Below are 11110 nucleotides of genomic sequence, written 5' to 3' on the forward strand. Positions count from 1 at the left end.
AATTCGGGATCAGGACGGGCGTTGGGAATTAGACCCGTTTAATAGAATTAAAATATCCTCATGACACTTCACTCGTCAGAAACCAGAAGAAAGTACTTCGGATAAAAATCCGGAAATAATTTGTTCTAAGAAAGTATCCTCAAGATCAGCAATTCTTTAATTTACTGGGAGTCATCCCGAATTTTTTCTTGAAGGCCGTGGAGAAGTGTTGCGGATTTTTATATCCGGCAATGTCCGATACCTGGCTTATGGTCAGTTTTTGTTCCAACAGGAGTTTTTTTGCTTTTGTCATCCGCAAATGGTGAATACAGCCAAAGACCGTAGTTCCGAAAACCGTCTTAAACCCGTTTTTGAGCAGGAATTCGTTAGTGCCGATTTTCCTGGCAAGTTGGGGCAGGGTGATCTTCTGGCTGTAGTTTTTTAACAGATACGCTTTAGCACTGTATATTTTATCCCTGTCCGAATGCGAAATGTCTTTCAGGGCTTCCGTATACGGGTCACCGTATTGTTGCGTTTGCAGCAAAAGAAGTTCCAGTATTCTGGCATACAAAAAGGTTTTTCGGAAATGATTTTCTTCCGTGGATTGTACAATATCTCTAAGGAGAAAATGCATTTCCGGGGTTATTGGGCAGTTGACATTTTTAATGCAGCCCGTTTGTCCGTTGACCATCATTTTTCGAAAGTCATTAAAACGTTCATCCGATGGCAGAAACTTTTCTAAAAAGTCACGGTTTAGTTGTATGCATACAAATTGAAGATCTTTGTTCCCCGGCTGAAAGTAACCGGTGGCTTTATTGCTGAAGAGAAGGTTGTGTGTGTGCTTGTCAAATACATGGTGGTTATTATGAGAGGTAAAGTGCATTTCAAAATTCCCCTTCGTAACAAACAGCATTTCCACTGCCTTGCCGGAATAGGTGAAATTAATAAGAGGGCTTTCCGAAATTTTCAGGTCGGCGAGAATAACTTTAAAGTCCTCAAGTAGGGTTTCCTGTATCCATCCCTTTATTTTAGGATCATCAAAAATGATACGGGAATCTATAATGCCCTGTATATCCTTTACCGAAGTATTAATGCCGAAACTGAAGGTCGATTTTTCTTCGGTGTGTATATCTACATGCCGTGGTATCATTATGTTATGCCTTTTCCTTTTTGCGTATGTTTTTCTCCTTTTCGCGTACTTTTTAATAGGCCTGTTATGTATAACTTTGCCGCCAAAGATAGTTATTTGAAATGAATCTAAATAAAAATTAACTGTAGATTCTTTACAAATGGCCGATATCGGAATGGCAGAGTAGTAATAATTAAACGAAAAGAAAATGTGGATAACGGGGAATCCGGAAGACCTTTTCCAAGTGAAGGGCCGGGTAATGCACACCGGTGAAAACATAGCTGTTTTGGAGTTAAAGGAACGTATACTGAAAGCGCTGTGTATCGAACCGAATTCGAGAGTGCTGGATATTTTCTTCGGATCGGATCCCTTGGTGACGGAAGTTATCGGGGAAGCCTGGAAAACACACTACTTCGGTCTGGAAACTTCCGAGGCTTTTGTGCAGAAGGCTACAAAATTATTTTCTGCTTATACCGAAGAGAGAAAAGCCATCTTTAATGTATATGATGGGGAGAAAATTCCGTATGTAAGCAGGTTCTTTCACCGTATTTTAAGTACAATATCCGGTATAGCTTATACATCCCCGGCTTTTTTTACGGAAAATCACAGGGTGCTTGCGGAAAACGGAATAATGGTGATTGTATACAAACCCCGGAAGCAGTTCGACGAAGCAGTTTCCATTGTAGATTCTGCTATGGAGGCAGGATTTATTGTCAGGGACTTCAGGATGTTTCATGTAAACAAGGGAATGAAAATCAATACTACAGCCGGGAGAAGGGATAAGCAGGTGCTTATTGTTCTGGAAAAACCGGGAAGAGATCTTCCGGGCCGGTAACCTTTTTTATTTCTTCACACATAATATTTTGTAAATACATAAAATGCCACCTAATAAAAAATACCTCACCCAATCCCCGATACAACGCTTTGCCAAAATATCTGCCGGGTTTCTCGGGGGATATTTTGTTACCGAAACTTTTTACATGGCACTTGCAGCCTGGCTGAATACGGGAAATGTACTGATGACCCTGAGGTTTGCGGGAGCAATTCTTTGGGTGGGATTAATGATACTTGCTTTTCTGGCAAAGAACGGGTGGAAGATATGGGGAATATATTTCCTGACTACTCTTTTCTTTTACGCCTTTATTTATTTCGGTAACCATATAAATCCCCTGGCTCAGTAATGTCACAAAGAGTTTATAATATCCTGTTTCATACCCATACCATAAGCGGTATTATTATCAGCGCTTTACTTTATGTGATCTTTTTTACCGGATCGATCTCTTTTCTCCGGGATGAGATCAATGCCTGGGAACGTAACGAACCCATATCCGAAGGATATTTCGGCAGGATTGATTTTGACGATGCTTTTAATGCACTTGAAAAGGAGCAGCAACTATATAGCAGGGACATAAGGTTCACCCACCGTTTTTTTGAACGCAGGGTTGCGGTTTTTATGTCGTCGCCAAAGGATACTACGATAAAGGAGGAAAGAGGAGGTAGAAGACGAAACTTTTTCTACCTGGATATGGAGAATTACGCCAAAAGGGATTACGGAAGCAATTATTCCCTGGGAGAGTTCTTTTACCGCCTGCATTTCTTTGCTCCTTTGAATTTTCAGAGCCGATCCGGCTATTACCTGGCCGGGCTTGTAGCGTTTTTGTTTTTGTTTGCCGTGGTAACGGGGGTTATTGTACACTGGAAAAAAATAGTCTCCAGTTTTTATGTGTTCCGCCCCGGAACCAAATGGAAAACCATATGGACCGACGCTCATGTAGCCCTGGGAATGATAGGTCTGCCCTATCAATTCATGTTTGCTTTTACCGGGGTCTATTTTATTGTCGGATATACCGTAATGCTCGCCCCGGTATCGTCGGTATTGTTCAATGATGAGAATCAACGGATGGAAGAGGTTATGCGCTACGAAAATCCGGCGGATTATGCCTTTACCGGGGAGGCTCCAACCGGAGAAACATCCTTTAATTATTTTATCAATGAAACAGCTAAAAAATGGCCGGATGCCGAGATAAACGGGTTGCAGGTATATAATTACGGAGATGCCAACATGCATGTAAAGGTAGTGGCAGCGCCGTCTTTCCGGGAGAAGTTGCTAGGAGAGGGATACCTGACCTTCAGAGCCGGCGATGGAAAAATAGTGGATGAAAAAGACCCTTTCGGTAAAATATCGTACATAGAAGGATCTTCGGATATTCTTGCCAGGCTCCATTTCGGGGATTTCGGAGGGTATGGTATGAAGGTCATATACCTCGCTCTCGGTTTTATTACCTGTTTTGTTATCTTGTCCGGGGTGCTTATCTGGCTTGTTGCCAGGGATAAAAAGAATGTATCCCTGGCCAAGAGGAACTTTAATAACTGGCTGGTGCGAATATACATGTCCGCGTGTCTCGCCATGTACCCCGTCACCGCATTTACCTTTATAATGGTAAAATTATTCGCAGACGACTATGCGGATGATAGAAAGCAGTTTATCTATTCTACGTTTTTCTGGTCCTGGCTGGTTCAGTCCGTACTGTTACTTTTCAAAAAAAGTACACATTTTACAAATAAAGCGACACTTATCCTGGGAGGATGTATGGGCCTTTTGGTCCCGGTAGCAAGTGGTATAAAAACAGGCAACTGGCCCTGGGTGTCGATGGCTAACGGATATTCCCAAATCTTCGTTGTAGACATGTTCTGGATTTCCCTTTCGGTTATCGCTTTTGCCGTGGTGTTTAAACTAAAACAAAAGGCCCTGGCTTAGTTATCGGGTAATAACAATTATTCTCTTTTTGCGTAGGTAATTCTCCGTTTGGCGTAAGGTGCCGGGCGTATAAAAGAGATAGTTTTGCCGGTCTTTTATTATTAAGTCTAAATAAAATTAATATTTTTGACTTTCCAAACAATTGCAATGTTTGTTAATCTTTTTAATAACTTAACCTTATTATGTATGATAAATAAAAACAATTTAGCCATCTGTTTGATTTCTTCTGCAATCATTATGTCATGTAGTGAAAACGATGAATCGTCATTAGATCAAAATCATGTAAATGCTCAAAAAGATACTATTGTTCTAGTAGAGAGAGCTTCTGATAATGCTTTTCTGTTGTCCAATAAATCTGAAAGAAACACTTCTTTCAAACTGCAAAGCTCAGGTGAAAAAGGATTGCCCGATGGGATGTTGGACGTTAAATATTATTTAGGCCGATCTTATAATACCACATTGGGAGATATTGGAAATCCGGATGGAGTAAAATATCCTGTAATAGACATAGAAAAATATGTTACGGATTATCCGGATTCATATTTGTCTAAACAGATAAGGAATTCTGTAGCACAAAGTTTTTCCTTTTCTAGTTTTGACAGATATGAGGAAAAAACTAAAAAGTCTAAAAAAGTTTCAGGAGGACTTTCTTTAAATCTTGGTGTTTTTAGTGTAGGGGCTAAACATAAGTATGAGAAGGCTTTTTCTTCCGAGGTCATTAATGAAAGTAAAAGGGTTTTTGGAGAACTCAATGTATATGTTAAAGATGCTTCGTATGAGTTGTTTGTTAGTTCAAATACTTTAAATAAAATAAAGGAAAAGTATCTAAACTCCTTTTTCCTGGATGAGTTATACAATACTCCTACGAGTGAATTCGTTGATAATTACGGTGGATTTGTCATTACAGATTTTGTTTCAGGCGGTAGAGCTAATGCACTGTTTTCTGGAGTCTATACTTCCAATTCCAATACGGAAACCATGGAGAAATCTATGGATAACTCAATTAGTGCTTCATATAAGATTAAAAACTCAGATCCTTCTTCTTTGGATTTGGGAATAGGAAATAGCAAAGGAAGTGCGATAGCAAAATCTAATAATATTTCGAAATTTTCTACTACTACTAAAACCTATGGGGGAGATTATGGATTGAGTTCATTTACGATTCCAAAAAGTATAGATGATGTAAATATCAATTTAACGCAGTGGGCTTCTTCCTTGAATGATAAGAGTAAAACGGTGCTTGTAGATATAAATGATGAGGGACTTCATCCTATTTCAGATTTTATACTGGAGGACAATCTACAACACGATATTAACCTATATCTTCGAGGAACCTTTAAGCCAAAAAAACTACAAGAACCCGTTATAGTAGCAAGATGGTTGCATGAATATATTGATATTTATAGGCTCGTGATAATATTAAAAACCAGATTTGGGGATGAACTGTTAATTTCTGATACGAAGAAAAATGCCTTTTATGAGGAGATCGGAGATTACTGGAATTCGGAAAGAATGATAAATTTGGCAAAACAAGAAGCTGCAAAAAAGCTGGACTATTTTAAGTTAAAGGCTATTGCTGTATTGGATGACAATACTAAATTCGAAGAGTATAATTTTTACATTGGAAGAAATTATCATAGATATTATACGAATTCAATTTCTAACATAGACGAGGCCCAAATGAAAAAATATTATGATCAGCATAATAAAATTTTATATCTCCTATACAACGCAAATGGGGAAAAGTTTGCCTATGCAATACATGATGATTATATATTAGATACCTATGGTATTAGGGAGTGGGTTGATAATATAAGCACAACCCAAATAAGCTTTAATGAATTGAAAAACTACACGATTGTTGGTTTGTAAATAGATCAATTTCTATACGAATTCCAAGAACGTTAATAAGGGGATGTGTGAAGGCATATATCCCCTTAGTTTTTTAATAATCTTCACATATATATTTTCGGATCATATAAGGAGTTATCGCCTTTAAGGTTTTCCCGGTTTCCGGGTGCAGGCCCTGATCCGTGAAAAACTCCAGTTTTCCTTTTTCATTCTTTCCATACCAAAGATTTTCAATGCCTTTGTCCGTAAAAAACTCCGTATTACAATCCGGTTTTATTTTCTTGAAATAAAGAATTCGTTCCTCTTTGTATAGTTTTAACGTGCCGCTGTTTAATTTTTTAGAATCGAATTTTACTTCTGTGTAATGATCACTTTTCCATTCCATCCATTGTTGTTTTGGCATAAAGATCTGGTAACATATACCTATTATAAGTGCAAATGCAATGGATATGGAAACGGTTAATATCAGTTTTTTGGAACGGGAATGGGATGAAGTTATTTCTTCACTTTGTTCATTTTCATCAGGATCCACATCAAAAATTTTCTTACAACTTTCATAATCCGGGTATCCCAGATATTTACATATACCCAAAACAACATCTAATCGCTTGATTTCTGTTTTGTCTTTAGCATTCAGAGTTTTATTGTACAGCTTGTGAAAGGTTTTAGGTCCGTAGTTGGAATCCACTTCTAAAACCTGTGAAAGATGTGTTGCTTTTTTTTCAACGGATGGACTGGCATGTCCTTCATCAATGAGATCTTCCTCCGCCTTTTTAAAGGCTTCTTCAATAAGTTTTCGGTGCATTTCTCGGTCGGTTTTCATGCTTCAAATTACTAAAATTATTCCTTAAATACCTGAAAAATAGGTAGAAAAAAATCGGAAAACTTTTGGAAAACGGCTTCTGTAAAGTTTCCGGATAGTTTCCGTTTCTTTTCCGTCCTTTCCCGGAATACCACCCTTTATTTGCTTCAGAATCACGAAACGGATTGCCGGCAATACGAACCTGATTCCACATTAGAGAACCCCTGGCGGGGTAGGATGACTTCCGGGAAGTAGCCAAACTTCTTTGCCAGGTTTTCTCAAGACTTCCCAAACAGAGAAAGACGTCTCTCTCCATTTCACGGCAGCATGATGTGCTGTCCGATCTCACCATCCGGGAAAATCCCGGACAGGAATCCGATTGTCAAATTTTAATTGAAGCAAAATGAAGAAAATATATATAATTATGTTTACGGTAACCCTCAGTATGGTCCTTTTTTCTTGTGACCCGGATGATAACGAAGTCAACCAACTGCCCGGTACGGAAGATGTGCAGGGGTGTTGTGATGATGATGTTCCGATTTTGCCACCACCAAACCCTCCTGGAAATGGTGGTAATTAATAATTAAAAGTTAGTATTTTAGAGGAATGAAATTTTTTATAAATTCATTCCTCTTTTTCTTTATACCGCTTTTGTGTTTTTCTGCACGAAATAATTATGCTTTACAGCAACCGGCAGATAGTCTTCTTTATTATTATTCGATAATAAATCAACCTGTAAACAATACGGATTTATCCCGTGCTTATGTTTATTTTGAGAAGAAGAGAAAGGAAAATCTTAGTAATAAAGATACCCTGAATGTTATTTTTTACACAAGATATATTGCGGAGATACAAAATAAAATAGGTTTTCTTTACGAGAGTGAAGCTTCTGCTACGGAGGCACTCAGATTATTAGATGACATAGGAGGGAAAGACACTTTAATAGAACCGCGTATTGGTCTGTATAACCATTTGGGGATGCTATACAGGCAGAGAGATGATTTTGACAAATCTTTATATTATTATAATCATAGTCTTAATATAGCAATAACTGAGGAACATAGATATGCAGCTTGGAATAATATAGCAAATGTATATAAGGATCAAAGGAGATTTGGTAAAGCCATTGTCGAACTTGAAAAAGTATATGGATATGCTATTCAGAGCAAAAACGATATTATCTTATCCAGGTCTCTGAATAACCTGGGAGTAGTTCAGGCAAAGCTGGGATTACCGGAAGGACTATCCAATATGAAAAAGGCTCTGGAAATCCGAAAGGCCGGAAAATATACTTCTGGGATCATAACAAGCTACACCCACCTGATCGATTTTTACCTGGATAACGGAGATCGTGAAAAAGCAGATTCTTTGGCTGGCGAAGCACGGAAAATTGCTTTTTCGGCAAACAATCCCAAATGGCGCTCACATGTCTTATCCAAAATCATAGACCTGAAACGGGATCCGGATATCCTGGAGTTTAAAAGATATACGGACAGCATGGCAGATGCCGATCGGATGCAACGAAACAAATACATCTCCGCCAAGTACAATTTCGAAGTTCAGGAGCGAAAGGCCAGGGAAAGTGAACTGCAAAGGGTCAAAGAAAGATCGCGCCGTATAGTATTTCAGTTTATCCTACTCTTTATTATACTTATAGGCATTCTAGTATACCGTTATCTTCGCATAAGGCAGAAAAGAAAAATTCTACAGGAAGTAAATGCTTCCGAAGCCCGTATTTCAAGGAAAATGCACGACGAAATAGCTAACGACATGTACCGGGTGATGACGAATCTTCAGGCCAAACACGGATTATCCGGAGAAATACTGGATGATCTGGATGCTATTTATTCCAGGACAAGAGATATATCCAGGGAAATACAAACCCCCGAACCGGGAGAAGATTATGCCGATATGCTGAAAGGTTTGTTACTGCAATTCCGTACAGATAAAGTGAACATTATCCTGAAAGGCCTATCCGATATTCCGTGGGATGCCATAAAGAAAGATAAAAAACGCACGTTGTACAAAGTATTGCTGGAACTCATGGTAAATATGAAAAAGCACAGTAAGGCTTCTGTGGTGCTGTTACAGTTCCTCCGCTCGGGGAAAACGGTCCTGGTAGAATACACGGACAACGGCAGAGGATGTGACCTGGAAATGGGAAGCGGATTGACCAATGCGGAAACCCGTATTAAACTCATTGGCGGTACTATTAATTTTGTATCTGAACCCGAAGAAGGGTTCCGTGTTAAAATTACAATATAGCTTATGTTTTCCAAAGTAATCATTGCAGAAGATCAGGACGATATAAACAAAGGGGTGTATACGACCCTTTGTGAACTGGGAATATCCGAAATAGAGCAGACCCAGTATTGCGACGATGCCTTTATTAAGGTCAAAAAAGCCGCTATGGATGGCCAGCCCTATGATTTACTGATAACCGATTTATTCTTCCGGGAAGATCACCGGTATCAGAAGTATACTTCGGGAGATTCGCTTGCCAATGCCCTGAAGGAAGAGTACCCGGATATGAAAACCATAGTGTATAGTGTGGAAGACCGTTTTCAGAAAGTGAGAAGCCTGATGATGTCCGGTAACATAAATGCGTATGTCTGTAAAGGAAGGAAAGGTACCGAAGAGCTCAAAGAAGCCATCTGTAAAGTATGCGAAGGCGAATCGTATTTGTCGCCACAGGTCCGGGCAGCTATGAGCCCTAAGGCCGATACGGAGATAAATGACTACGATATTACGATTATAAAGCAACTGGCCGTAGGATTATCCCAGCCGGAAATAAGCATATACATGGAAGAACAAGGCATTTCTCCCTATAGTCTCAGTTCTGTGGAAAAACGGATTAACAAACTGAAAGATATATTCCGTGCCAAAAATCCGGCACATCTCGTGGCCATTGCCAAAGACATGGGATTGATATAAGATAGAAGCGCGGGATGGATTATTCCCCTGCCTTTTCCGGGATTTTGAAGGTTATTACCGGGCGCATGGCGTGGTTAACGAGATCTTCGCTTATACTACCGTTAAAAAAATGCGCCAGTCCTGTACGGCCGTGCGTACTCATTCCTATCATTCTCGCATGGATTACATTGGCAAACCGGATAATGCCCTGTTCCACCGTGTTGTCATTATATATATTCAGTGTATATTTTTTCGGGGTGCCGTTTTTAATAAAGACATTCATTCTGTTTTCAGCTTCACGCGTAGTGACAAAATTATGGGGAGTATTCACAAAAAGCAGGTGAAGTGTAGCCCCCAGTTTTTTTGCAAATTCCGACACCTTTTTGTAGGATTCCAGGGTTTCCGTGGAAAAATCGGAAGCAAAAACAATACTTTCATTTTCCCGGATTTCAAACAGTGATTTTACGGTAAATACGGGTACTTCCGCTATACGCACTACTTTTTCCGTATTAGATCCCACAAACATTTCCCGTAACCCGGACGTTCCGCCGGACCCCATGATAACCATGTCAATATCGTTCTCTGCTATCGATTTTGCAATCCCGTTCGGAATACTGTCCGATTCCACCATATCGTATACCTTAATTCCTTTCAGGAAGGGCTTGTCCATAAAAGATTCGAATTTTTGCTGTGCCAGTTTTATAAAAAACAGGGCCTCGGGAAGTTCGCTCATTTCACTGGTGGCCAGGTGTACCGGGAGGTCCAGTACGTGAAGCAAATATAATTCCGAACCGAATTTTTTAGCAAAATTTGCTGCGGTCTGCAAGGCAAATTCCGCTTCGTCCGAAAAATCGGTAGGTACTAAAATACGTTTCATGGATAAGGGTTTACATTGTATTAAAGATAGCAAAAAATGACGGAAATGAAAAGGAATATCCGGACATTTGGACACTTTTATCGCGTGAGGAGAGAAAACAATTCTATATTCGAGAAGAACTTTTGCGCTCTGTAAATATTTATATAAGGTATCCCTTACGGATTATACTTCTTTTGCGAAATATTTTATTACATTTGGTCTGCTAACCGTATGCTTATGATTGCACATATACAAGGAAGATTAGTTGAGAAGAACCCTACGGATGTAGTCATAGATTGTAACGGCGTAGGATATTTTTTGAATATTTCACTGCACACCTATTCCAGGATTCCCGATAAGGAACAATTAAAACTCTACACACATCTCCATGTCAGGGAAGACGGACATACTCTTTTCGGATTTGCAGACAAGTCCGAACGCGATATTTTTCGTCTTCTGATCTCGGTTTCGGGAATAGGCACCAGTACGGCGCGTACGATGCTTTCTTCCCTGACCCCCGTTCAGGTAAGAGATGCCATTGCGTCTAACGATGTTTCGGCCATTCAGAGTGTAAAGGGAATAGGTGCTAAAACAGCGCAGCGGGTAATACTGGACCTCAAGGATAAAGTGTTGAAAATATACGATCTGGAAGAAATTTCTTCGGGTCAGGGCAATACAAACAGAGAAGAAGCGTTATCGGCATTAGAGGTATTGGGCTTTGTGCGCAAACAATCCGAAAAAGTTGTTGATAAAATTGCGAAAGGATCACCGGATTTAAGTGTAGAGGATATGATCAAAAACGCGCTTAAAATGCTATAGTAA

Annotated in this window: 11 protein-coding genes; 8 read left to right on the top strand and 3 right to left on the bottom strand. The window is 39.5% G+C overall.

The features are described from left to right. Nucleotides 1–145: 145 nt before the first annotated feature. Nucleotides 146–1129 (bottom strand): helix-turn-helix transcriptional regulator, encoded by a 984-nt coding sequence (locus ACVBDU_RS22680; protein WP_447181953.1) that lies wholly within the window; start codon nt 1127–1129, stop codon nt 146–148. Between the two features lie 187 nt (nt 1130–1316). On the opposite strand from ACVBDU_RS22680, the gene ACVBDU_RS22685 reads away from it, so the two are divergent. The 4 genes from ACVBDU_RS22685 (at nt 1317) to ACVBDU_RS22700 (ending at nt 5738) form a co-directional block, all read left to right on the top strand. Next, complete coding sequence (locus ACVBDU_RS22685) at nt 1317–1943, top strand: class I SAM-dependent methyltransferase (protein WP_447181954.1); 627 nt, start codon at nt 1317–1319, stop codon at nt 1941–1943. 43 nt (nt 1944–1986) lie between these two features. After that, complete coding sequence (locus ACVBDU_RS22690) at nt 1987–2289, top strand: hypothetical protein (RefSeq protein WP_447181955.1); 303 nt, start codon at nt 1987–1989, stop codon at nt 2287–2289. After that, nucleotides 2289–3866, top strand: coding sequence for a PepSY-associated TM helix domain-containing protein (locus ACVBDU_RS22695; protein ID WP_447181956.1), 1578 nt, complete (start codon nt 2289–2291; stop codon nt 3864–3866). Before ACVBDU_RS22690 ends, ACVBDU_RS22695 begins: the two co-directional genes overlap by 1 nt. A gap of 186 nt (nt 3867–4052) precedes the next feature. Continuing rightward, on the top strand, nt 4053–5738 hold the full coding sequence (locus tag ACVBDU_RS22700) for a BSAP5a family pore-forming toxin (RefSeq protein ID WP_447181957.1): 1686 nt from the start codon (nt 4053–4055) through the stop codon (nt 5736–5738). A 73-nt stretch (nt 5739–5811) separates the two neighbouring features. Here the strand turns inward: ACVBDU_RS22700 and ACVBDU_RS22705 are convergent, their stop codons facing one another. Further along, a complete protein-coding gene (locus ACVBDU_RS22705; RefSeq protein WP_447181958.1) occupies nt 5812–6522 on the bottom strand; it encodes a hypothetical protein in 711 nt (236 codons plus the stop codon). A gap of 400 nt (nt 6523–6922) precedes the next feature. Here ACVBDU_RS22705 and ACVBDU_RS22710 point away from each other — a divergent pair, with 400 nt between their 5' ends. From ACVBDU_RS22710 to ACVBDU_RS22720, 3 genes are read left to right on the top strand one after another with little or no spacing between them, the layout of a single operon-like run. Beyond that, a complete protein-coding gene (locus ACVBDU_RS22710) occupies nt 6923–7099 on the top strand; it encodes a hypothetical protein (protein ID WP_447181959.1) in 177 nt (58 codons plus the stop codon). Nucleotides 7100–7125: 26 nt separating this feature from the next. Next, on the top strand, nt 7126–8784 hold the full coding sequence (locus ACVBDU_RS22715; protein WP_447181960.1) for a tetratricopeptide repeat-containing sensor histidine kinase: 1659 nt from the start codon (nt 7126–7128) through the stop codon (nt 8782–8784). Nucleotides 8785–8787: 3 nt separating this feature from the next. Beyond that, nucleotides 8788–9453 carry a helix-turn-helix transcriptional regulator gene (locus ACVBDU_RS22720; protein WP_447181961.1) on the top strand — a complete coding sequence of 222 codons (666 nt, stop codon included), beginning with the start codon at nt 8788–8790 and terminating at the stop codon, nt 9451–9453. 19 nt (nt 9454–9472) lie between these two features. On the opposite strand, the gene ACVBDU_RS22725 is transcribed toward ACVBDU_RS22720, so the two are convergent. Then, nucleotides 9473–10309: a universal stress protein gene (locus tag ACVBDU_RS22725; RefSeq protein WP_447181962.1), complete on the bottom strand. Its 837-nt coding sequence runs from the start codon at nt 10307–10309 to the stop codon at nt 9473–9475. 216 nt (nt 10310–10525) lie between these two features. Here ACVBDU_RS22725 and ruvA point away from each other — a divergent pair, with 216 nt between their 5' ends. Then, the gene (gene ruvA, locus ACVBDU_RS22730) at nt 10526–11107 is read left to right on the top strand and encodes a Holliday junction branch migration protein RuvA (protein ID WP_447181963.1); all 582 of its coding nucleotides are present in this window, start codon (nt 10526–10528) and stop codon (nt 11105–11107) included. The last annotated feature ends 3 nt before the right edge of the window (nt 11108–11110 follow it).

It is taken from the genome of Sinomicrobium endophyticum (genome assembly GCF_052983315.1).

Bases quoted from the DNA above. Each gene is read 5' to 3' on its own strand.
- ACVBDU_RS22680 (WP_447181953.1), bottom strand. From the start codon at position 1,129: ATGATACCACGGCATGTAGATATACACACCGAAGAAAAATCGACCTTC.
- ACVBDU_RS22685 (WP_447181954.1), top strand. From the start codon at position 1,317: ATGTGGATAACGGGGAATCCGGAAGACCTTTTCCAAGTGAAGGGCCGG.
- ACVBDU_RS22690 (WP_447181955.1), top strand. From the start codon at position 1,987: ATGCCACCTAATAAAAAATACCTCACCCAATCCCCGATACAACGCTTT.
- ACVBDU_RS22695 (WP_447181956.1), top strand. From the start codon at position 2,289: ATGTCACAAAGAGTTTATAATATCCTGTTTCATACCCATACCATAAGC.
- ACVBDU_RS22700 (WP_447181957.1), top strand. From the start codon at position 4,053: ATGATAAATAAAAACAATTTAGCCATCTGTTTGATTTCTTCTGCAATC.
- ACVBDU_RS22705 (WP_447181958.1), bottom strand. From the start codon at position 6,522: ATGCACCGAAAACTTATTGAAGAAGCCTTTAAAAAGGCGGAGGAAGAT.
- ACVBDU_RS22710 (WP_447181959.1), top strand. From the start codon at position 6,923: ATGAAGAAAATATATATAATTATGTTTACGGTAACCCTCAGTATGGTC.
- ACVBDU_RS22715 (WP_447181960.1), top strand. From the start codon at position 7,126: ATGAAATTTTTTATAAATTCATTCCTCTTTTTCTTTATACCGCTTTTG.
- ACVBDU_RS22720 (WP_447181961.1), top strand. From the start codon at position 8,788: ATGTTTTCCAAAGTAATCATTGCAGAAGATCAGGACGATATAAACAAA.
- ACVBDU_RS22725 (WP_447181962.1), bottom strand. From the start codon at position 10,309: ATGAAACGTATTTTAGTACCTACCGATTTTTCGGACGAAGCGGAATTT.
- ruvA (WP_447181963.1), top strand. From the start codon at position 10,526: ATGATTGCACATATACAAGGAAGATTAGTTGAGAAGAACCCTACGGAT.